The organism is Pseudomonas sp. B21-040, from assembly GCF_024748695.1.
GTDB lineage: Bacteria > Pseudomonadota > Gammaproteobacteria > Pseudomonadales > Pseudomonadaceae > Aquipseudomonas.
Window position 1 is genome coordinate 131,532 of record NZ_CP087176.1, and the last position, 24,227, is coordinate 155,758.

A 24,227-nucleotide genomic window follows, 5' to 3' on the forward strand; every position below is an offset into this window, starting at 1 on the left:
GCCCGTGACGCTCTGCGTCACATCGGTGCCAGGCGCAATGCCGGTGGCGAGGCTGGAACCGGAACGCGGAGCGTCCCTTGAGGCATTCCCACGCGGAGCGTGGGAACGATCTGGAACGACCGAAATCCCTGTAGGAGCCGAGCTTGCTCGCGAAGGCGCCAGAACAGACACCAAAAAAGGCGGGGCCTTAGATCAACCCCGTCTCTTCATCATCAATCAAATGGCTCAACCCGCCCAAGGCTTCACGGGCCTGGGTCCGGTCCATCAACTTGGCCTGTGCCGCTGGCGGCAGGTCGGTGACGCGGATCACGCCTTTGCTGGTCAGCACCTGGATCAAGTCGTCGAGTACCCGGATCATTTCCAGGTCGCTCTGCTTGAGCTGTTTGAGGCTGGTCTCCATCACTTCGTTGGCATACCAGGCCTGGATTTCATGGTGGTCAGCCGGCAGCGTTTCCGTGGCCTCGGCGTAGGCCGCGGCTTCCACGCGCACTAACTGGCCTTGCGCATCGCGTTGCACGTAGAACATTGAGCATCCCTCAGAAATGGACCAGCGTCATGCTGTCAGCAGCATAGGCCAACTGGACGCGAGTATGCGGTGCGGCGACGAAATCGTCACCGTGGTGAAGGTCGCAAACGTGACGGCCGCCCCATAAGGGCGGCCGTTTTTCGTTTGATCAGCTGTTGTTGTGGTCGATTTTGATGGTCGGGTCGCTGCCGGCAATCAACGAGTTGATGTTGGCGCTGGACCAGTTGTTGCCTTCGAGCTTGATCGTCACGTCCGGTGTCGCGGCTGCCGCGTCGCCGGAGTTGAACTTGCCGCCCGAGCTGACTTGCAGCGACGACACGCCATCGACGGTGCTGATTTTCAGGAAGTTGTCGATGGTGCTGCCGCTCTCGCCCTGCAACAGATCACCCAGGTCAATGCGGTCACCTTCGCTGGCCTTGAAGTCCTTGATCACGTCATTACCGGTGTCGCCAGACTTCCACACGAAGGTGTCGCCACCCGAACCGCCAATCAGGATGTCGTTGCCCTGGCCGCCCATCAGCGAGTCGTTGCCAGTGCCGCCGAGCAGGATGTCGTTACCCTTGCCGCCGTCGAGGCTGTCGTTGCCCCCCGAGCCGAAGAGGATGTCGTTACCCGCGCCGCCCAACAATGTGTCGCTGCCGTCATGGGCGCCGGACACATCAAACGCGGTGTAGTGCTCGGTGATGAACTGGTGCACGTTGCTGGTGGTGACTTTGCTGACGTCGACGCCGGTCTGCTGGGCAACGAACGCCTGCATCGCCTGATAACCCTCGCCGGCAACGCCGTTGAAGCTCACGAGGTCGCCGAACAGGATGTCATTGCCGTCACCGCCATTGACCGTGTCGGAACCTGGTTGTGTCGCTTCGGTGTGACCGATGATCGAGTTGGCCAGGTTACTCGGATCAATGTTGGTTTGCGGCGCATGGTCCGAGTCGTACGGTTTCAGGTCGGTAAGGGTGACACCCTTGTTCAGACCAATGGCTTCAACGTTGGACACATTGCTCAGCAGCGCGAAGCTGGAGGTGGAGTTATCGACGAGGGTCTGTGTATTGCCGCTGTCCGTCAGGGTCGACAACTCGTAAGTACCATCGCCCTGCGCGTGAATGGTGCCCACGTCGCTGGCTTTCCAGTTCTTGGAGCCTACCAAGGTGTACAGCGTCGCAAACCCGTCACTGTCGATGGTCAGTTTGTGAGTACTGTCGATTGTCGTGGAGAAGGTATCGCCCGGCTTGTAATTGCTGGTTTTCACCACGTCATCGAGCTTCACGCTGCCGTACAGCGTCGGGTTGGGCTGCTCGCCCGTCTGGTAGTAGTTCGGCTGGCCGTCGGTGATGAAGTACGTGAGGTTCTTCGCCCCGGTGTTGGCCACGGCGGCGGCGCTCTGGAACCAGTTGGCCGTGGTTTTGAATACATCTTCGTAGTTGGTCACGCCGCCGGACGACATCGAGTCCAGTACCGATTTGAGCAAGGTCAGGGCATCCGGATTTTTCAGGTCGACCGATACCGATCTGTTGACCTGGGTATCGAAGTCCACCAGGAAGATGTTCACCGTTCCTGAGTTGCCGCCCATGCTCTGCTTGAGGGTGTTGAACACCGACGTCAGCGAGTCTTTGGCGGCGTTGATCGACGACGAACTCATGCTGCCCGAACTGTCGACCATGAACGCGATGTTGTAGTTGGTGCCTGGGACCACGGTCAGGCCGCCGATGTCGGCGACTATGATGTCGTTGCCGCCGGTGCCGGTGATGGTGTCACTGCCGGACGTTGCGGTAATGGCGTTGTAGGTCGCCGGATTAATCGTGATCGGAATCTGGGTCGTACTGGTGGCGGAACCACCCTGGCTCTCGGTCGAGACGGCCGTAAATGTCAGCGTGTTGGTGCCGGTGGCATACGGTGCCGGGGTGTAGCTCAACTTGCTCATATCCCAACCGCTGAGGTTGTCGATGGCACCGTTAGCGGTTGTGCTGGTGAAGGTGTGCGTGCCGTCGGTCAGCGTCGCGCCAGCCGGGATGCCGCCGATCTTGGTGATGGTCTGGATTTCAGAGCCATCTTTGTCTGCCGACGTTACAGTCAAGCCCAGCGCAATGCTGCCATTCTCGGCCACTTGGGTGGTGGTGGCGGACACGGTCGGTGTATCCGCGACCGGGGTCACACTAATGTCCAGCGTGGTGCTTGAGCCGGTGTTGGTGGTGTAGGTCACCGTCGGCACCTTGCCGCTCCAATTGTCGGCCGGGGTAAAGCTGTACTCACCGTTGGCACCGATGGTCAGCTTGCCAACGTTCGCGAGGTTGGCAGTCCCCCCTGCGGTGTACTCGGTGCCACCCACCGTGAACTTGGCCACGGTCAGGACGTTATCCACATCGCGGTCATTGGTCAGTACGTTACCGGTGGCGACCTTGTCCTCGAGGACGGTATTGAGGTCGGCAGTCAGCATACTAGGGTCGTCGACCGGCGCGACGTGCACCACCAGTGGCACCGAGGTGCTGGCGGGTGCAGCATCGCCGTCTTTGGCGATGGCCGTTACGGTCAGGTTGATGTCGCCATTGAAGTTCGCCGGCGGTGTCAGTTTAAGCGTGGACAGGTTCCAACCCGTGATGTCCACCGAGGTCTTACCATCGACAGCGCTGAAGGTGTGGCTTCCCGTACCGTCGGTGAGTGTGGAACCTGCAGGCAAGTTGCTCAGTGTGATGGACTTGAGTGTTTCCGAACCATCGACGTCAGTGGTCTTGGCGACGATGGTGGACAACAGGATCGCGTTGTCTTCCAGGCCCGAGTTGAGCATCTGAGTGACGTTGATGTTGTCCAGAACGCCGCCCAGACTGTTGCTGTCCCCGGCGCGGAACTCGAGTTTCTGGGTGCCATCGACAGTGACCGGAATGTCAAAGCTGTAATGCTGCATGCCGGGGGTCGCGGTGTTCAGGGTGCCAATGAGTTGGCTTCCCCAGTACACGTTGATGAGCGAATCAGCCACACCCGCACGCGGTGCATAGTCGAACGATACGTTATAGGTGGTGCCGGCCTTGGCAGCGATCTCGGTGTAGAGATTGCTGGCATCGCCCGCATTACGTTCCAGTTCGATGACCTGGTTATCACCACCCGCACCGTAAACGCTGGCCTTGCCGATTTCGACCATGCCACCGTTGTTGTCTGTGTGCCATGCGCCGTTGCCGAGCTGGCTGACATTGACGTCGCCATAGGTGTTCAGCGCTACTTCCTGGAGGTCAGTCGAGATGACTGTCCCGCCACCGGTCAGCGTCAGGCTCGGGGTATCGGTTACGGGGGCGACTACGATGGTGCCGGTCGCCGAAGACGCAGAAGGCAGGCCACCGTCGTCGGTCGCTTTGTAAGTGAAGCTGGTGGTGCCACTCCAGTCGGCGGTGGGCTTGAAGTAAACCGTTGCGCCGTTGCCGGTGGCGGCGATCACGCTGCTGGTGGTCAACGCAATGGTCCCGGCGGCGTCCGCGTAAAAACTGCCCTTGGCTGTCAAGCTGGTCAGGGTGAAGTGATCGATGTTGCCGTCAATGTCATTGCCGCCGAGCTGCACGGCGATCAAATGATCTTCATCACCTTGGGCGAAAGTGGAATTGACGGTCGGCGCGTCGTTGACCGGCGTGACGGTGATGTTGAGCGTGCTGGTGGAGCCAGTGTTAGTGGCGTAGGTGATGGTCGGCGCGGTGCCGTTCCAGTTTTGCGCAGGGGTGAAGGTGTAGTCGCCGTTGGCGCCGATAGTCACCTTGCCGATCCCGTCAATTGGCGCGCTTTGACCCGCGTTAAAGACACCGGTGACACCTTGTACGGTGAATGTCGCGACACTCAGCGTGTTGTCGACATCGTGGTCATTTTCGAGCACGTTGCCTGTGGCTGCGTGGTCTTCAGTGACCGTGCTGGTGTCCTGGATCAGGACGCTCGGGTCATCGACCGGGGCCACGTGTATCACCAGTGGCACCGAGGTGCTGGCTGGAGCGGCAGTGCCGTCCTGGGCGGTGGCCGTTACGGTCAGGTTGATGTCGCCATTGAAGTTCGTCGGCGGTGTCAGTTTGAGCGTGGCCAGGTTCCAGCCGGTGACATTGGCTTCGCCGAAGGTTCCGGTGCCGTTCATGGTGAAGGTGTGGCCCGGCGCGCCATCGGTGAGGACCGAGCCTGCCGGGATGCCGCTGATTTTCACGCTCAGGCTTTCGGAACCGTCGGTGTCGGTCAGTGCTGCCTTGATTGCAGACAGTTGAATGCTGGTGTCTTCGGCACCCGCATTGAACGTGTAACCGTCGTAGTAGCCTTCGCCATTGCTGCCGTGCAGGTCGGAAACCGTCAAGCCGGCGTGGGTAAGGTCGGCAACGCCGGTATACAGCGCAACGCCAGCGCTGCCCAGGTCGATCGCCGGGCTGCCGTTGACCGACAGGTTGACGTCATAGTTGCCCGGGCCGTTCTGGTTGTGATGGTAGATGTCCAGCGTGTAGTAACCACTGGTGCTCGGGGTGAACGAGCCGTTCAGGTTGGCCCCCGCGCCCCACGTTGTGGCTGCGACGTTCTTGCCGCCAATGGTCACTAGCAAGCTGTCATCGCCGGTGCCGCTGAAGGTGTAGGTCTTGCCGGCTTCGAGGTAAATCAGGCCCGACGTTTTCGACGCGGTGCCAGCCGCCACATCGCCACTCGATTGCACGTTGCTGACGGTGCTGCTGGAGTTCGGTGAACCCGCGCCGTCGATGACACTTTTCAGCGTGCTTGTAGCCGCGCCGTTGCCATCGGTGCCCAGGCCCGACAAGCCGGTCCAGACCTCTTTGATCAGGCCCGTGGAGGTGACGGTGTTGCTGTCGACAGTGAGGGTCGGCGTGTCCGACACCGGCGTGATGTCGATTTTCACCGTCGCTTCAGTGCCGTGGTTGAAACCGTCGGTAGGCGTGAATTTGATCTGCGCGTAATCCGCCGCTTTGTTGCCTACACCCGTTCCGCCATAACCGTCGGTGCCCGATTCATTGGCGGCGGGCACAAAGGTCAGTTTGCCCAGCGCGATATCGGCCTGGCTGATGGTCTGGCCCAAGGTGACCTGCACGCCGTTGAACAGCAGGGTGCCACCGCCCGATACCTGGGTGATGGTAATGCCGAGCGGGCTGTCATTATCGACGTCGGTGACGTGAAAGTTGTCCCAGGCCAAGGTGATGGCCGTATCTTCGACACCGGTGACAGCGCCGCCGACTGCCACTGGGGCGTGGTCGTGGTCGGTGATGTTGGTGCTGACATCTTGGTGGGCCGAGTCGATAACCAGGTTTTCAAAGTTACCGCCGCTGACCGAGTCAATGGCGATCTTGAAGTTCTCGGTGCCTTCGGCCAGCTTGTCATGAAGGGTGTTGATATCGAAACCGACGCTGTTGCTGTTGGCCGGAATCTTGACGTTGACCACACCGGTGTAGTCCACGCCATTGGTCGCGGTGCCGCTGTATTTCAGGGTGACTGTCACTTCAGTCTGAGCGGTGTTGCTCAGCGTTAGCGTGTAATGCGCAGCGTGGCCTTCATCCACCGACGTCGTGCCGCTGATACCCACGGTGGTCTGATCACCCTGACCCGAAGGCTCGTCGGTGACGGTGGTGGTCAACTGAGTTTTATCCAGCGTCGGCCCGAACTTCTCGTTGCCACCGGAGACAGTTTCCAGCTTATTGACCAGCGAAGGCTGACCACCGTTGTACACATCGTCGTGGGCGACCACGGTTGCGGAACCGCTGGTGCTGTTGGCCGGAACGGTAATGATGGTGCCGTCAGTCAACTTGAAGGTCAGCGCATCGTGGTTATCGATGGCGATCCCGTCTTTGTTGGCCAGGGTCACGGTGTACGTGATCTGGCCACCTTCGGCCACGGTGGATTTATCCACGGTGAGGGTCGCAACCACTTCGCTGACGGAGGCCGTCGGGTAAACCGTGACCGGGATCGTCGCGGTACTTGGCGCCGAACCGCCGAGGGTCTCGGTGGACGTTGAGGTCACGGTCAGGTTGAACTGGCCGTTGTAGTTCGCCGGCGGGGTCACGGTCAGGGTGCCGAGGTTCCAGCCAGTGACGTTGGCTTCGCCGGAGGTCGCGGTCGCGGTGAAGGTGTGGCCGGCGCCATCGGTGAGGACCGAGCCGGCCGGAATGCCGCTGATCTTCACGCTGAGGGTTTCGGAGCCGTCGGTGTCGGTCAGTGCCGTGTTGATGGCGGACAGGTGAACGCTGGTCCCCTGCGCGCCTTCGTTGAGTTTGTAGCCGTCGTAGTAGCCTTCACCCTTGCTGCCGTGCAGGTCGGAAACCGTCACGCCGGCATGGGTAAGGTCGGCAACACCGGTGTAGAGCGGCACGCCAGCGCTGCTCAGGTCGATCGCCGGACTGCCGTTGACCGACAGGTTGACGTCGTAGTTGCCCGGGCCATTCTGGTTATGGTGGTAGATGTCCAGCGTGTAGTAGCCACTGGCAGACGGTGTGAACGAACCGTTCAGGTTGGCCCCGGCGCCCCATGTAGTGGCCGCGATGTTCTTGCCACCAATGGTCACCAGCAGGCTGTCATCGCCAGTGCCGCTGAAGGTGTAGGTCTTACCGGCTTCGAGATAGATCAGGCCGGAAGTTTTCGACGCCGTGCCTTGGGCCACATCACCGCCGGATTGCACGTTACTGACGGTGCTGCTGGAATTCGGTGTGCCTGCAGCATCGATGACACTTTTCAGCGTGCCCGTAGCCGCGCCGCTGCCATCGGTGCCGAGGCCCGACAGGCCGGTCCAGACCTCTTTGATCAACCCCGTCGAGGCAACGTTGTTGCCGGTGACGTTCAGCGTTGGTGCGTCAGCCACCGGGGTGATGTCGACTTTCAAGGTCGCTTCAGTGCCCTGGTTGAAGCCGTCGGTAGGTTTGAACTGAATCTGCGCGTAGTCCAACGCCTTGTTGCCAACGCTGGTACCGCCATAACCGTCGGCGCCTGATTCATTGGCGGCGGGTACAAAGGTCAGTTTGCCCAGCGCGATATCCGCCTGGCTGATGGTCTGGCCCAAGGTGACCTGCACGCCATTGAACAGCAGGGTGCCACCGCCCGATACCTGAGTGATGGTGATGCCGAGCGGGCTGTCGTTATCGACGTCGGTGACCTTGAAATCGTTCCAGCTCAGGGTGATGGTCGAGTCTTCGAGGCCGGTGACAGCGCCACCGATGGACACTGGCGCGTGGTCGTTGTCGAGGAGGGTGACGCTGGTCTTGTCGGTACTCAGTACCAGGTTTTCGAAGGTGTTGGTGCCCGAAACGCCCGTTAGTTGATTGACCACTGTCACCGGCTGGTTGATGACGTGGTTGTCCTGGGTGGTCACCACGGTGTTGCCGCTGGTTTGGTTGGCCGCCACTTTGACCACGGTGCCGTCAGTCAAAGTAAAGGTCAGGTCACCGTGATTATTGACCGGCAAGCCATCGGCGTTGGTCAGGGTCACGGTGTAAGTGATCTTGCCGCCTTCGGTGACGCTGGCGTTATCCACCGTCAGCTTGGCGACCACGTCGTTGATGCTGTCAGTGATGTTCGTGGTGACCAGGGACTTGTCCGGCACCAGGCTTTCAAACTTGCCGCCGCTGACTTGGTCGATGCTGGCGGTGACTTTGCCGGCATCCAGGTAGACGTCGTTTTTCGGTGCGTCCACGCTGACGTGGCCAGACACCGCATCCTTGAGGATGGTGATGATCGCGCCGTTGCTCAGCTTCACAGTCATGTCGCTGCCAGCGGCATGGGACAAGGTCGCGGTGTAGACGATCTGCCCGCCTTCCTGCACCGAACCGCTGGCGCTGAGGGTCAGGTTGGTGGTGTCGGCGGTGTCAGTGACTTTGGTGACGACGGCCGAGCGGTCGGTGTCGAGTTTTTCGAAATTGCCGCCAGTGCTGTTCGCGATGGCTGCGCGCACGTCCGGTGCGCCGGTGTAGATGTCATTCGGCACGGTGTACGGCACCGAACCGCTGGATTCGCCGGCCTTGATGTTGATCACCAGGCCATTGTTCAGCGTCACGGTCATTGCCGTGTCGGCCGGGTGGCTCAGGGTGGCGGTGTAGATGATCTGGCCACCTTCGCCGACGGTGCTCACGTCTGCGCTGAGCTTCAGCGTCGTGGTGTCGATGGTGTCATTGACGGTGGTGGTGTGCGTGGTCTGGCTGACGTCGAGCTTCTCGAAATTGCCGCCGCTGGTGCTGGCGATGCCGACGGTGATCTTGCTGCCGTCCTTGTAGACGTCATCGCCCGGCGCCGAAACGGTGATGGAACCCGACTTGTCGCCAGCCTTGACCACGACGCTCTCGCCGTTGCTCAACTTGACCGTCATGTCAGTGCCGGCGGCGTTGCTGAGGTTGACGGTATAGGTGATGGTGCCGCCCTCGACCACATAGTTGCTGGCGGTCATGGTCACCTTGGTGGTGTCCACGGTATCGCTGATGGCGGTCGAGGTCGGGGTTTTGTCGGCGACCAGATTCTCGTAGTTGCCACCGGTCACTTTGGTAATGGCGTTGGTCAATGGATCGTGGCCGACCAGCACATCGTTCGGGGCTTTGACGGTGATCGAGGCACTGCTTTCACCGACCGCGATAGTGATTTTTTCACCGTTGGCCAAAGTGACGACCACGGCCTGGCCAGTGACCGGCGCAGTGACGGACGCGGTGTACACGACGTTGCCGCCTTCGGCCGTGTGCGCCGTGGCGGTCAGGGATACGGTGCTGTTGTTGATGGTGTCGGTCACGTCGGTGACGGCTGGTGTCTTGTCGACCACCAGGTTTTCGAAGTTGCCCCCGGTGGTTTTGGTGATGCTGGCGTCGACTTTGCCGGCGTCCTTGTATACATCATCCTTGGGCGCGGCGAAATTCACCGAGCCGGTGGTGGCGCCCTTCGCAATGTTGATCACGGCGCCGTTGCTGAGCGTCACACTCATAGCGGAACCCGCGGCATTCGTCAGGGTCGCGGTGTAGATAATCGAGCCGCCCTCGGCGACCGAACCGGTGGCGCTCAGTGTCAGGCCGGTGGTGTCTTTCGTATCGGCAACGGTGGTGACCGCTGGCGCGTAATTGACCGCGACGTTTTCGAAGTTGCCACCGCTTTGGCCGACAATGATCGCCGCGACTTTGCCGCCATCGACGTACGGCGTGTCAGCCGGTGCAGCGACGATGACCGAACCGCTGGCAGCGCCAGCGGCGATCTGTATGACCGCGCCGTTGCTCAACTTCACGGTCATGGCCGTGTCTGTCGGATTGCTCAGGGTTGCGGTGTAAGTGATCTGGCCACCTTCGCTGACGGTGTGGCTCGCCGACAGCGACAGCGACGTCGTGTTGATGGTGTCAAGGACGATGGTCGTGACGGACCCCTTGCTGACGTCGAGCTTCTCGAAGTTGCCGCCGCTGGCGTCGGTCACCTTCACGGTGAGCAAGGCCGGGTCCCTGTAGACATCGTCGGCAGGCGCCGCGATGGTCACCGAGCCTTTGGTCTGGCCGGCGGCAATGGTGATGGTCTCGCCGTTGCTCAGCTTGATGGTCACCGGGGTTTGCGCGGCATTGGTCAGGGTGGCGGTGTAGGTGATGTGCGAGCCTTCGAGCACCGCTATGTCAGCACTGAGGGTCAGGCGTGTGGTGTTGGTGGTATCAGCCACGTTGGTCACGGCCGGGGCCGGATCCTTGACCAGGTTTTCGAAGTTGCCACCCGCGGCATCCTTGATGGTGACTTCCACTTTGCCAGCGTCTTTATAGACGTCATCTTTCGGCGCATCGACCTTCACGGTGCCGGTGGTTTTACCGGCATCGATGGTGATGGTCGCGCCGTTGCTCAAAGTCACGGTCACTGGCGTGCCGGCAGGGTTGGTCAGGGTCGCGGTGTATACAATCGAGCCACCCTCGTTGACGTTGCCGGTAGCGGTCAGCGATACGGTGGTGGTGTCGATGGTGTCGGTCACGCTGGTGCTGACCGGTGTCTTGTCGGCGACCAGATTTTCGTAATTGCCACCGCTGACGTTGGTGATCGAGTTGGTGACCGGTGCGTGACCATTGACCACATCGTTCGAGACCACGGCATTGACGGTGCCGCTGCTTTTACCAATGTCGATGGTGATGGTCTGACCGTTGGCCAGGGTCACGATCACGGGCGAACCGGTGACCGGAGCACCGACCGATGCGGTGTAAACCACAGTTCCGCCCTCGGCCACGCTGCTGGTGGCGGTCAGGGTGACGGTCGAAGTGTCGAGGGTGTCGGTGACGCTGGTGACCGCGGCCGCCGGGTCTTTGACCAGATTTTCGAAGTTGCCGCCGGTGGCGTCCTTGATGGTCACTTCGACTTTGCCAGCGTCTTTGTAGACATCATCAGCTGGCGCCGGGACGCTCACGCTGCCCGTGGTCGCGCCCGCTGCGATGGTAATGACCGCGCCGTTGTTCAAGGTCACGGTGACTGGCGTGCCGGCCGGGTTGGTCAGGGTCGCGGTGTATAGAATTTGGCCGCCTTCGGCCACTTCGGAGGACGCCGACAGGCTCAGGCCTGTGTCGTCCCTGGAGTCGGTGATGGTGGTCACGGCCGGTGTCGTACTCGACACCAGGTTCTCGAAGTTGCCGCCCGTGGCGCCGGTAATCGTGGTGGTGACGGTGCTGCCATTGTTATAGACGTCGTTGGCGGCGGTAGGCACGTTGACAGTGCCCGTGGTGTTGCCGGCGTCGATGGTGATGGTCGAGCCGTTGGACAGGGTGATGGTCACCGGGGTCTGAGCCGGGTTGGTCAGGGTCGCGGTGTACGTGATCACGCCGCCTTCGGTCACGCTGGCGGCAGCGCTCAGGGTGACGGTGGTGGTGTCGACGGTGTCGGTGACCTGGGTCACGGCTGGCGTTGTCGGCGGGGTGACGATGATGCCGTTGCCGCCTGTGGTGCCGGTAACGGTCACGTCGATCTGGGTCGGGTCGTTATAAACGGTGTCGTTCGGCGCGAATGGCACGTTGACGGTGCCCGTCAATTGGCCGGCCGGGATGACGATCACTGCGCCGTTGGACAAGGTGATGGTCAGGTCGGTCAGCGGCGCCTGGGTCAGGGTCGCGGTGTAAACCAGTACGCCGCCGGCCTCGGTGATGGTCGGCGTGGCGCTCAGGCTCAGGGTCGACTCACGTTGCAGGTTCGGGTTGGTGTCGGCTGTCTGGCCGCCGAAGGTGTCCTGTGCAGCCAAAGCCGCGGTGCCAAAGCCTGCGGTCGGGAAACCAATGGTCGGGTCCACCCGGCCAGCGGTTGCATCCAGCATCACGAAACTGTGGCCCCCACCTGCCGCGCCGCCCGTGCCGGCAGCGGTAGGGCCGGCGGCGGTGGCTTCGAGGTCGGTGGTCGGGTCGGCACCGGCCACGATGGCTTGTTGCAGTTCGTCAACCGACGGTGCGACTTGAGCGGTCGCTTGCGCAAGGTCGGCGCCGGAGTCTGGCTGGCTGCCGCTCCACTGGGTATCGCGGCCCAGGTCCAGGGTCCGGCCATTAGCCAGTTCGAGCGTTACGGCACCCGATGCGCCAGTGTCTATCTGATCGCCAACCAACAGCCGATCGCCTTCAACGAGTACACGACGGACGCCCTCAGGGGACACCGCGAAAACTTGACCAACAATGCTTTTGACGATGGCAACAACACTGCTCATTGAAGACTCTCCGGGTAACGCATTCAGTTGACTTCCATGACCTGCCGGCTCTTTTGCCTGACCGGTCCTGGCGTACATTGAAACAGGGTAGACGCAACTTTGACGCGGCTATTCGTCAATAAACCGTCTATGTTTTTTCGCTATTAACTATATGCCAAACTATTGACCTTGCAGTTGTCATCCTAAACACTCGACCCCGTAATGTCACATTGATATTTGCCTGCGGAGTTGTCCTGCCGAGTGTGATCCAGTTCGAACTTTAAACTTTCCGACATACGGTCGCGCCAGATGCCATCATCCGCCGCGGCCGTGCGTTGTGAGGTGATTCACGACAAGTAATTGCGGGAATTCGAACCGTCCGTCTGCAACTGTTCAAGGCTTTACCCTTCGCTCTAGCCGCCACGTTTGTTGAGGCACAGCCATTGCGCAGACCATGCAACAGGCGCTGGATGTCCATTCGGAAATCCAGGCAGGTGTTAATAGTCGATTAGCCGCGGATTATCAGTTAAAGGCGGTTAAAGGGGGATACCTTCCACGGGTTGACCTGCTGGGCGGTTATGTTCGTGACGACAGTGACAACGTCACTACGCGAGAGGCTTCAAATAATAGTCGTTGGGAGACACTGAACCGTAGCGAGTCGAATTTGCGTTTGTCACAAAAGGTTTTCGACGGCTTTTCGACGTCCAGTGAAGTGGGGCGTCAATAATCCGCGGAGATCAAAAACATTCATTTATTTACTCAATACCGAATCAAGGCGACCATGGGCAAGTTGCTCAAGGGCCAGGGAGTGGTCGCACTGTTGGCCGCCATTGTGCGGAACAACGTGAAGCCGCAGGTTCAGCTCCCCGGGATGAATTGAGTCCTCCCTTTTTACCGTTAGCCAAGAGTGTCGAGCGTGGAATCAGAAGTCAGTCGAGTCGAACTCATCCATGATCCACGCACGCTGCATGACGATCCGTTACTGGATGGCTTGCTAGCCCTCTGCACTCTGCATCAGAAGCCGGCCAGCGCCGCGATGTTGACCACCGGCCTGCCGTTGCCCAAGCAACGCCTGAGCGTCGAATTGCTGCCCCGCGCAGCCGCGCGCGCCGGCCTGCAAGGGCGGGTGTTGCAACGCAAGCTTGAGCAGATCCCGGCGATCGCGATGCCGGCGTTGCTGTTACTCAAGGAGGGTCGCAGCGCCGTTCTCCTCGGCTGGCAGGGTGACGATCAGGCTCGCGTGTTGCTCAGCGAAAGCGATGGTGGCGAAAGTGTTGTCAGCCGCCAATTGCTGGCCGACGACTACACCGGCAAAGTGTTTTTCGCCCAACCCCAGCATAAATTCGACGTCAATCACGGCACGCTGATCCCGCGCGCGCGCTCGTGGTTTCGCGACACCCTCAAGCGCTCGCGCTGGCTGTACGCCGACGCCATCGCCGCGAGTTTCCTGATCAACATCATCGCCATGGCCGCGCCGCTGTTCGTGATGAACGTCTACGACCGCGTTGTACCGAACCAGGCCGAATCGACCCTGTGGGTCTTGGCCATCGGCATCACTGGCGCTTATTTGTTCGACCTGATCCTCAAAAGCTTGCGCAGCTTGTGCCTGGACCTGGCCGGTAAAAAAACCGACCTGATCATCTCCGCCACGTTGTTCGAACGCATCGTCGGTATGGCCATGAAATACCGACCGGCCCGGGTCGGCAGCTTCGCCCAGAACATCCATGAGTTTCAGAGCCTGCGCGACTTCCTCGCCTCGTTGACACTGACCAGCCTGATCGATCTGCCGTTTACGCTGCTGATCTTCATGGTCATTGCCATTCTCGGCGGGCACCTGGTGTGGATTCCGGTGCTGGCATTCCCGATTGCCTTGTTGATCGGTTATGCCCTGCAGAAACCGCTGGTGGCGACCATGGAACGAACCATGGCCCTGGGCGCCGAGCGGCAATCGAGCCTGATCGAAACCCTTGCCGGCCTTGACGCGGTGAAGGTCAACAACGCCGAAAGCGAACGCCAGTATCAGTGGGAGCAGACCATCGGCACCCTCAGTCGCCTCGAACTGCGGGTGAAAATGCTCTCCGGCCTGGCGATGAACATCACCTTGCTGATCCAGCAACTGGCCGGGGTGATCATGATCGTCTTCGGCGTGTACCAGATCATCGCCGGCAACCTGAGCATGGGCGGCCTGATTGCCTGCTACATGCTCAGCGGTCGCGCCCTCAGCCCGCTGGCTTCGTTGTCCGGCCTGCTGACCCGTTACCAGCAGGCGCGAGTGACCATGACCTCGGTCGATCAAATGATGGAGCTGCCGCAAGAGCGCAACTTCGAAGAGCGCCCACTGAGCCGCAAGACACTGCAAGGTGCCATCGAGTGCCGGCAGTTGAATTTCACCTACCCGGGCCAGCAGAACCTGGCGCTGAAAAACATCAACCTGACCATCAAACCGGGCGAGAAGATTGGCATCATCGGGCGCAGCGGTTCGGGCAAAAGCTCTCTGGCCAAACTGGTGGTTGGGCTGTATCAGCCGGACGACGGCGCGCTGTTGGTGGATGGCGTCGATATCCGGCAGATCGACGTGAGCGAATTGCGCCACAACATCGGCTACGTGGCCCAGGACATCCAATTGCTGGCAGGCACCTTGCGCGACAACCTGGTGTCGGGCGCACGTTATGTCGAAGACGAATTGGTCCTGCAAGCCGCCGAACTGGCAGGCGTGCATGAGTTCGCTCGCCTGCACCCGCAAGGCTATGAACTGCAAGTCGGTGAGCGTGGGCAGAACCTGTCCGGCGGTCAGCGCCAGAACGTTGCGCTGGCCCGCGCATTGCTGCTCGACCCGCCGGTGCTGCTGCTCGACGAACCCACTAGCGCCATGGATAACACCGGCGAAGAACGCCTCAAACAACGCCTCGCGGCGGTGATTGAAAGCAAGACCGTGGTGCTGGTCACGCACCGGGCGTCACTGTTGTCGTTGGTGGACCGCCTGATCGTTATCGACCGTGGACAGATTCTCGCCGATGGCCCGAAAGCCGCCGTGATGGAAGCGTTGAAGAAGGGGCAGATCAGTGTTGCTTAAGACGGGTTTCAAGGATTCTATCGGTCGTTACTTCAAAGGCTCCGAGTCGCTGCATGAGCAGCCATTGCCCGAGGTTAAAAAAGCCCTGATCGAAGACGCGCCGCGTGTGGTGCGGCTGACGATCTGGGCGATCATCGCCTTCTTCGTGTTCCTGATGCTCTGGGCCAATTACGCCGTGATCGATGAGGTCACCAAGGGCGACGGCAAGGCGATTCCTTCGTCCAAGATCCAGAAAATCCAGAACCTTGAAGGCGGTATCGTCTCCGAACTGTTCGTCAAGGAAGGGCAGATCGTTGAGGCGGGTGCGCCGCTTCTTCGCCTGGACGACACGCGCTTTGCCTCCAATGTCGGTGAAACCGAAGCGGATCGCTTGTCGATGTTGCTGCGGGTGGAGCGATTGAGCGCGGAAGTCGACGACCGACCGCTGAATTTTCCGGCCGATGTGCTCAAAGCCGTACCCGGTCAGGCCGCCAGTGAAGAGTCGCTGTACACCAGCCGTCGCCAGCAACTGCACGATGAAATCGGTGGTTTGCAGGAGCAGTTGATCCAGCGTCAGCAAGAGCTGCGCGAGTTCACCTCCAAGCAGTCGCAGTACCGAAATGGTCTGGCGTTGCAACGTCAGGAAATCAGCATGTCCGAGCCGCTGGTGGCCCAGGGCGCGGTGTCGCCGGTCGAGGTGTTGCGACTCAAGCGCGCCGAAGTCGAAACCCGCGGGCAACTGGACGCCACGACGCTGGCCATTCCTCGCGCCGAATCGGCGATCAAGGAAGTGCAGCGCAAGATCGACGAGACGCGCGGCAAATTCCGCAGTGAAGCCCTGACCCAACTCAACGAAGCGCGCACCGATCTGAACAAGGCCCAGGCCACCGGCAAAGCGCTGGAAGACCGGGTCAGCCGGACGCTGGTGACGTCGCCGGTGCGCGGCATCGTCAACAAGTTGCTGGTGAATACCATTGGCGGCGTGATCCAGCCGGGCAGCGACCTGGTGGAAATCGTGCCGCTGGACGACACCTTGCTGGTCGAGGCAAAAATCCGCCCGCAAGACATCGCCTTCCTGCACCCGGGGCAAGAGGCGACGGTGAAGTTCACGGCGTACGACTACACCATTTATGGTGGGCTCAAAGCCAAGCTCGAACAGATCGGTGCTGACACCATCACCGATGAAGACAAGAAAACCACGTACTACATCATCAAGCTGCGCACCGATCGCAGCCACTTGGGGACAGATGAAAAGCCGCTGCTGATCATTCCAGGGATGGTGGCGTCGGTGGATATCATCACCGGCAAGAAGTCGGTGCTCAGCTATTTGCTCAAGCCGATCATTCGGGCGCGGGCTGAGGCGCTGCACGAGCGGTAGTTCCCGGTTGTGGCTGCCGGCCTCATCGCGAGCTTGCTCGCGATGGCGGCGCCAAGGACAACACACCTCAAAAGCCATATCGTTATTCGCTAACGGTATTTAAATTTCAATTCTTATATCTATAAAGTCAATCTCCTGCGTACCTGCCGACCAATCGGCGCGCCGCACGACACGAACCAACACGGGACCTCCGTGAGTTTCTTGATCGACGTGCGCGCCCTTGAGCGTGCCGTGCGTGGGAGTGATTTTTATGTCAGCCGTCTCTTTCTCTTCAGGGCATGCCGCTCAAGGCATCGCGCCACAAACCTTCGACATCCGCCCGTTCAGTGGCGCTGTCGGTGCCGAAATTATCGGTCTCGACCTGTCTCGCCCGATCAATGACCAGGACTTCGCCCGCATCCACCGCGCGCACCTGGATCATCACGTCGTGGTGTTCCGCGAACAGCGCATTACCCCCGAGCAGCAAATCGCCTTCAGTCGTCGTTTTGGTGTGTTGCAGATTCACGTGCTCAAACAATTCCTGCTGGCCGGGCATCCGGAAATCCTCATCGTTTCCAACATCATCGAAAACGGCCAATCCATCGGTCTCGGCGACGCTGGCAAGTTCTGGCACTCCGACCTTTCCTACAAAGAACTGCCCAGCCTGGGTTCGATGCTGCACGCCCAGGAGCTGCCGTCCGAGGGCGGCGACACCTTGTTCGCCGATATGCACAACGCCTGGGACAACCTGCCGCAAGCCTTGCGCAATGCGGTTGAAGGCCGCTCGGCGGCGCACTCCTACACGGCGCGCTACAGCGAAACCAAGTTCGAAGGCAACTGGCGCCCGACATTGACGCCCGAGCAACTGGCTCAGGTCGCCGAAGTGGTTCACCCGATTGTGCGCACCCATCCGGAAAACGGCCGCAAGGCGTTATTTGTCAGCGAAGGGTTCACCACCCGCATCGTCGGTTTGCCGGATGACGAGAGCCAGCAACTGCTCGACGAACTCTACGCCCACAGCGTGTTGCCGCAAAACATCTACCGCCATCAGTGGCAGCCCCACGACCTGGTGTTTTGGGACAACCGCTCGCTGATTCACCTTGCCGCCGGATGCCCAAACCATCTGCGCCGCAAGCTGTATCGCACCACCATCCAGGGCGACGCGCCTTTCTGATTTGTCGGAGATTTGATCATGTCCAAACGTCTTCCATTTGCACCACTGGCGGCGGCCATTGGCCTGGGGTTCAGCCTGATCGCCGGTAGCCTGGTGGCGCCCACCGCAGCTCACGCCGAAGGTGAAATCCGCATCGCCGAGCAGTTCGGCATCGTCTACCTGTTGCTCAACGTGGTGCGCGATCAGAACCTGATCGAGAAGTACGGCAAGCAGGAAGGCATCGACATCAAGGTCGACTGGACTCAACTGTCCGGCGGCGCGGCGGTCAACGATGCGCTGCTCTCCGGCTCGATTGATATCGCTGGCGCGGGCGTCGGCCCGCTGTTGACCATCTGGGACCGCACCCACGGCAAGCAGAACGTCAAGGCTGTGGCCTCCCTCGGCAACTTCCCTTACTACCTGGTGAGCAACAATCCCAAGGTCAAAACCATCGCCGATTTCACCGAAAAGGACCGCATTGCGGTGCCTGCGGTGGGGGTGTCGGTGCAATCGCGGTTCCTGCAATACGCAGCTGCCAAGCAGTGGGGCGACAAGGAATTCAATCGCCTCGACAAGTACACTATCGCCGTTCCGCACCCGGATGCCACGGCCGCGCTGGTCGCCGGCGGCACCGAATTGTCCGGGCACTTCTCCAACCCGCCGTTCCAGGATCAGGAGCTGGCCAATCCCAACGTCCACGTGGTGTTGAACTCCTATGACGTGCTCGGCCCGAACTCGCCGACGGTGCTGTTCGCCACCGAGAAATTCCGAGACGAGAACCCGAAAACCTACAAGGCCTTCATTGCCGCGCTGTCTGAAGCGGCTGAATTTGCGCAGAACGATAAAGGCGCGGCCGCCGACACTTATATCCGGGTCACCAACGCGAAAATCGACCGCGCTGCGCTGCTGAAAATCATCGACAACCCACAGTTCGAATTCAGCGTCACACCGAAAAATACCTATCCGTTGGCGGAATTCCTCTACCGCGTCGGCGCGATCAAAAACAAACCGGATTCGTGGAAGGACTACTTCTTCCAGGACACCAAGCCACTGCAAGGGAGCTGATCGAAATGAACGCCCCTTTGCAAGGCCACACGGTCAGCAATCCGGCCACGGCAGCCCAGGCGCTGCTGTCGGTCGACAACGTCAGCCTCGAATACCGCACGCCGCAGCGTGTGGTTCGGGCGACCCATCAAGTCAGTTTTGAAATCGACCCGGCGGACCGCTTCGTATTGCTTGGCCCTTCCGGCTGCGGCAAATCGACGTTGCTCAAAGCGGTCGCCGGGTTCATTGAGCCCTGTGAAGGCGAGATTCGCCTGCAAGGCCAGACCGTCAGCGCACCGGGGCCGGACCGGATCGTGGTGTTCCAGGAATTCGATCAACTGCCTCCGTGGAAAACCGTCAAACAGAACGTGATGTTTCCGCTGCTGGCGTCGAAAACCCTGAAGCGCAAAGAGGCTGAAGAACGGGCGCTGCACTACCTCGATAAGGTCGGTCTGGCGGCGTTTGCCGATGCCTATCCGCACACGTTGTCCGGCGGCATGAAAGCACGCGTGGCGATTGCCCGGGCGCTGGCGATGCAACCGAAAATCCTGCTGATGGACGAACCCTTCGCCGCTCTCGATGCACTGACTCGCCGCAAGATGCAGGAAGAATTGCTGCTGCTCTGGGAGGAGGTGCGCTTCACGTTGCTGTTCGTCACCCACTCCATCGAAGAAGCGCTGGTGGTGGGCAATCGCATTCTGCTGCTGTCGCCACACCCTGGGCGCGTGCGGGCGGAAGTCCACAGCCATCAATACGATTTGCACAGCCTTGGCGGCGTGGCTTTCCAGGAATCGGCGCGGCGCATTCATCGGTTGTTGTTCGATGAAGGCCAGTCGCCGGAAACCGCACGCGAGCTGGATTTCGCCGACATTCGCATCGCTTATTGAGCCATTGAGAGGACTGCCCGATGAGCCATTTATCATCTGCGCGTGAAGAGTTTGAAACCGTTTTACAGCCGCTGACAAGCGTACCGCTGGAGCGTGAATTACCGCTCGGTCAACGCCTGTGGCAGCAGGGCTGGATTCGTAAAAGCCTGATTCTTGTGTTGTTGGCGGTGCTGTGGGAAGTGGTCGCCCGGGTTCAAGGCAACGACCTGTTGCTGCCGAGTTTTGTGCAAACCGCTAGTGCGCTGTACGACGGCTTGCTCAGTGGTGAACTGCTGGGCAAAGTCTGGATTTCGTTGGTGGTGTTGCTCAAGGGGTACCTGATCGGCATCGTCCTGGCGTTCGCGCTGACCACCCTCGCGGTATCGACCCAGTTCGGTCGCGACCTGCTCAGTACATTGACCTCGATGTTCAACCCGCTGCCGGCGATTGCGTTGTTGCCGTTGGCGTTGCTGTGGTTCGGTCTGGGGCAGAACAGTCTGATTTTCGTGCTGGTGCATTCGGTGCTGTGGGCCTTGGCCCTGAACACCTATGCCGGGTTTCTCGGTGTCTCGGAAACCTTGCGCATGGCCGGACGCAATTACGGCCTCAAGGGCATGCGCTTCGTGCTGTTCATCCTGATTCCGGCCGCGCTGCCATCGATTCTCGCCGGGTTGAAAATCGGCTGGGCGTTTGCATGGCGCACGTTGATCGCCGCAGAACTGGTGTTTGGCGCCACCAGCGGCAAGGGTGGGTTGGGCTGGTACATCTTTCAGAACCGCAATGAGCTGTACACCGACAAGGTCTTTGCCGGGTTGGCGGTGGTGATCCTGATCGGGTTGCTGGTGGAGAACCTGGTGTTCGACACGTTGGAGCGGGTGACGGTGAAGCGGTGGGGGATGCAGCGTTAAGTTTTTCGGTGTCTGGTTTTCCTTTTTCATTCAGATGACCGTGCAGGGCGCATTGCTGGCGACTCAGGAGCAGTTTGTCGAGAACTCGACCGGGGAATCGCTGGACGTTGTTACCGTCGACGAATAACGCAGTACGCACAATTCCAATCCTCAGAAACGAAAAAACCGGCCGAACAGACTGTGTGAAAACGCGCTGAAGGCCGGCCCAACAAACGCCCCGACTTGTTCGGGGCGTTTGTTTTGGTGCGGGCGACAGGCGAAAAAAGCCTTTCAGCCCATTAACGCCATCAATTGGCGGGCCCCGAGCACACTAATTGCGCGTTTTAGGTTGTAGGCACTCACTGCCAAGGCCATTTCCGCTCTCGCGCCCTCCAGTTGACGCAACAGGAAGCGAGCATTGCCAAACAGCCATTGCTTCAGGTTGCCGAAGGGGTGCTCAACAATGGATCTTCGGTTGGCCATCATCTGCGGATGGGCCAGCATTCGTTGCTCCATTCGCTCAAAGGCTTCTTCATGGGCGTGGCGTGAGACGTAGCGGCGCTGAGCGCCAGTGCATTGGGATTTGAGCGGGCAGGCGGCGCAGTCGCTGACATCTGCCTGATAGATCCGATCGCCCTTGTGGCGCTGTTTGAGCGTTAACCACTTGCCTGCCGGGCACTGATAACGATCGTGTTCGGCTTCGTAGATAAAGTCTTTGCGCTCAAAAAAGTCCTCACCACCAGGATTGACCGAGCGGTTGGGCGGCACATAAACGGTAATCGCAGCCTCCTCGCAGGCCTGAAACTGCTGGCCGTTGGAGTAGCCGGCATCGGCAGTCACGGTCAGGGCATCTTGTTCCAGCTGTTCTTTGGCGGCTTTAGCCATTGGTTCGAGTTGCTTGCGGTCGTCGCCATCCTGGGTAACCTCATGATGCAGAATCAGGCAATGCTTGGCATCCACGGCGCTCTGCACGTTATAGGACACACGCGGCCCCTTGGGCGTGCGCATCATTCGGGCATCGCTTTCGTGGGTGTTGAACTGCTCCAGGCCCATCGAGTTCATCAGCGCTTGGCAGCTCTGATTGTCCTGCTGGCGAACTTTAAGCTGCACCAGTGCTGTTTTGATCGCGCCGCGATCAATCACCTCTCCCGCATCGAGCCTGTCAGCCTCATCCAGTTCGGCCAGATACTGAGCGATGCGCTTATCCAGTTTTTCTTCCTGACGCTTGAGTTGCTTGAGGTTCATATGGCGCCGCGAGGAAGCGACTGCCTGAAACTTGCTGCCGTCGATGGCCACCAAGTCTCCTGCGATCAGACCGGCCATGCGGCAAAACCGGACGAAGGCACCGCACGTCGCCACAAAGGCGGATTTGTTGTTTTTGCGAAAGTCGGCGATGGTCTTGAAGTCGGGCTTAAGCCGGTTGATCAGCCACATCACTTCGATGTTGCGCTGGCACTCGGCTTCGAGACGCCGCGATGAGCGAATCCGCTGAAAATAGCCATAGAGGTAGAGCTTGAGCTGATCGGCAGGATCATAAGAAGGACGACCTGTGCTTTTGGGCAGCGCTTTATCAAAGCCCAGTTGCACCAGATCCAGCTTGGCGACGTACAGGTCAATAACCCGAACGAGATGATCCTCGGGGATCAGTTCTTCCAGCGAGACCGGGAACAGACTGGTCTGGCTACGGGACTCACCTTGGATGTAAGCCATAACGAAAAATGCTCCGTATCTTTCGATACGGAGCATTTTCTTTGAGCTTTGCGCAGATTGCTAGGTTTTCACACAGTCTGCGAAGCCGGTTTTTTCACCCCAGCTGCCAGAGAACTGAATCTCTGCGTGCGGGGTTGAGTAGTGGGCTGACCCTAAATTGAGTGCGTCATTCACGTCATTTGAATGAGGGCTCCTACTGTTGTGTGGGATTCCTTACCGATTACCCGATTCGATAGGGGAACAATCAATAACTTTGAAAAGTTTGTCTTTTTTAAACAACACATTTCCATCCACTAACCAACCTCCACTGACGTCACCCGTGCGGTCCAAACCTCCACTCATCCCTCTGGGAGATACGTTCAGCGACGGCGTTGGTCGTAAAGCCAGCATCGACGACGAACCTGCGCGGCCTTAAAGTAATCACCAGGCTTGGTGACTTCGAGCCAGTTGCAGGGGGAGCGAATGCTAGCGCACAGAGAAACATCGCTTGGCGGTACCCAGGAACCGCACGCGGTGCCCGGCGGGTGGGCGGTTGTAAAGCGCTGGTTACGCTGGGCGCAGGAGCACTGGCTGTTGCCGATCCTGGCGTTGTCCGCGTTGGTGCGTTTTTACGACCTGACGGCGGCAGCGATTTGGGGTGACGAAGGGTCGAGCCTGCTGCTGAGCCAGTATTCACTGGCTGATATTTGGGTGCATGCCGCCCATGATGTGCACCCTCCGCTGTATTTCCTTTTGCTGCATGGCTGGATCGAAGTGTTCGGCGACGGCATCTTCTCAATCCGCTGCCTCAGCGCTCTGCCCGGCATCGTTACGGTGTGGCTTGGCGTCTGGTTGATGGACTTGATCGCCACCCGGCGTGCCGCGTTGTTGGCCGGTTTTCTGCTGGCGCTGCTGCCGACGGCGGTGCGATACAGCCAGGAAGTGCGGATGTATTCGCTGCTGGGCCTGTGGCTGATCGGTGCCACGATCGCGCTGGTCTACTGGATCAGGTATCCCCGGCGCACGCGCTATCTGGTGGCGTACGTGCTGTTGATGAGTGCCGCGTTCTACACCCACTATTTCACCGCCCTGTGCGTGTTGTGCCACTGGCTGTACCTTGGGCTGATTCGTGTCCTGCCAATATACCGATTGCGTGTGATTCAACGCCCCGGCTGGTGGCTGGCCAATGGCGCGATTGTGCTGCTTTACCTGCCTTGGGTGCCGAACCTGATCGATCTGATCCAGCACCTGGATCAGCTCAAGGCCAATGGCGATGTGGGGTGGGAGTTGCCGGTCACGCTGGGCTCGTTGCCGTCGATGATCTGGTCGATGTTGACCCAGGACGACGGTGAAACCCTGCCGACGCCGATTTTTATCACGATGCCGCTGGCGCTGCTGGCCATCACCGGCGTGGCGCTGGCGCGGGACCGTAGCGTCATTCGCGGCAGTGTTCTGCTGGTGAGCTGCGCGGCGCTGCCGTTACTGTTGGTGTTTGGCGTTTCGTTCATCACCCCCGTCTTCGTCGAACGCTACCTGACGGCTTATATGCTGGGGTTGCCGATGATTGTCGCGTTAGCCATTGATCGCCTCTATTCAGGTTTGCGGGTGCTGGCGTTGACCGTGCTGATGCTTTTTGTCGGCATCGAACTGGTGGGTTTGAACAACAACACCAGGGTCGACACCAACGATCAGATCAACGTTATGGTCGATTACGTAAACCGGCACTTTGTGGCGGGTGACCGAATCGTGACCAGCGACATGCTCTGGTACCTCAGCTACGTCTATTACAACCGCGCGCCCACTCAACCACTGCTGTATACCCCACCGCACGCCAATGGCAAGTCGGGTCGGCCGAATGCCTATGGTTTTGGCACGCTGGTAACCCAGGACATTTATCTGGACCGCCTCGACAGTTTGCCCAAAGGCACTCATCGCGTGTGGTTGATCAGTACCGTCGATGTGCCGGGCGAATTCTCGCCGTTGCCCGCTGGCTGGCAGAGCGTTGACAAAACGCGGGCAGGCGGGGCTGACGCGCAGTTGTTCGTATTGCATTGAAGCGA

10 protein-coding genes and 1 pseudogene are annotated in these 24,227 nt (G+C 59.8%); 8 read left to right on the plus strand and 3 right to left on the minus strand.

Features of this window, described 5'->3' with window-relative positions; all coding sequences use genetic code 11:
• Positions 1-187: 187 nt before the first annotated feature.
• Positions 188-526: a hypothetical protein gene (locus LOY55_RS00635; RefSeq protein WP_007948790.1), complete on the minus strand. Its 339-nt coding sequence runs from the start codon at positions 524-526 to the stop codon at positions 188-190.
• A 148-nt stretch (positions 527-674) separates the two neighbouring features.
• Complete coding sequence (locus LOY55_RS00640) at positions 675-12,140, minus strand: retention module-containing protein (RefSeq protein ID WP_223524328.1); 11,466 nt, start codon at positions 12,138-12,140, stop codon at positions 675-677.
• A gap of 347 nt (positions 12,141-12,487) precedes the next feature.
• On the opposite strand from LOY55_RS00640, the pseudogene LOY55_RS00645 reads away from it, so the two are divergent.
• The 7 genes and pseudogenes from LOY55_RS00645 to LOY55_RS00675 form a co-directional block, all read left to right on the plus strand.
• A pseudogene (locus tag LOY55_RS00645) lies at positions 12,488-12,843 on the plus strand (TolC family protein); the annotation flags it as partial.
• A 192-nt stretch (positions 12,844-13,035) separates the two neighbouring features.
• On the plus strand, positions 13,036-15,192 hold the full coding sequence (locus LOY55_RS00650) for a type I secretion system permease/ATPase (protein ID WP_077430943.1): 2,157 nt from the start codon (positions 13,036-13,038) through the stop codon (positions 15,190-15,192).
• A complete protein-coding gene (locus LOY55_RS00655; protein WP_046033207.1) occupies positions 15,182-16,549 on the plus strand; it encodes an HlyD family type I secretion periplasmic adaptor subunit in 1,368 nt (455 codons plus the stop codon). Before LOY55_RS00650 ends, LOY55_RS00655 begins: the two co-directional genes overlap by 11 nt.
• A 250-nt stretch (positions 16,550-16,799) precedes the next feature.
• Positions 16,800-17,702, plus strand: coding sequence for a TauD/TfdA family dioxygenase (locus LOY55_RS00660; RefSeq protein WP_223524326.1), 903 nt, complete (start codon positions 16,800-16,802; stop codon positions 17,700-17,702).
• An 18-nt stretch (positions 17,703-17,720) separates the two neighbouring features.
• On the plus strand, positions 17,721-18,746 hold the full coding sequence (locus tag LOY55_RS00665) for an ABC transporter substrate-binding protein (protein WP_109788059.1): 1,026 nt from the start codon (positions 17,721-17,723) through the stop codon (positions 18,744-18,746).
• 5 nt (positions 18,747-18,751) lie between these two features.
• Positions 18,752-19,612 (plus strand): ABC transporter ATP-binding protein, encoded by an 861-nt coding sequence (locus tag LOY55_RS00670; RefSeq protein ID WP_046033210.1) that lies wholly within the window; start codon positions 18,752-18,754, stop codon positions 19,610-19,612.
• 20 nt (positions 19,613-19,632) lie between these two features.
• On the plus strand, positions 19,633-20,499 hold the full coding sequence (locus LOY55_RS00675) for an ABC transporter permease (RefSeq protein ID WP_077430941.1): 867 nt from the start codon (positions 19,633-19,635) through the stop codon (positions 20,497-20,499).
• A 270-nt stretch (positions 20,500-20,769) separates the two neighbouring features.
• Here LOY55_RS00675 and LOY55_RS00680 read toward each other — a convergent pair whose 3' ends face one another.
• Complete coding sequence (locus LOY55_RS00680) at positions 20,770-22,188, minus strand: IS1182 family transposase (RefSeq protein WP_223525272.1); 1,419 nt, start codon at positions 22,186-22,188, stop codon at positions 20,770-20,772.
• Between the two features lie 462 nt (positions 22,189-22,650).
• On the opposite strand from LOY55_RS00680, the gene LOY55_RS00685 reads away from it, so the two are divergent.
• Positions 22,651-24,222, plus strand: coding sequence for a glycosyltransferase family 39 protein (locus LOY55_RS00685; protein ID WP_258667430.1), 1,572 nt, complete (start codon positions 22,651-22,653; stop codon positions 24,220-24,222).
• Positions 24,223-24,227: the final 5 nt, after the last annotated feature.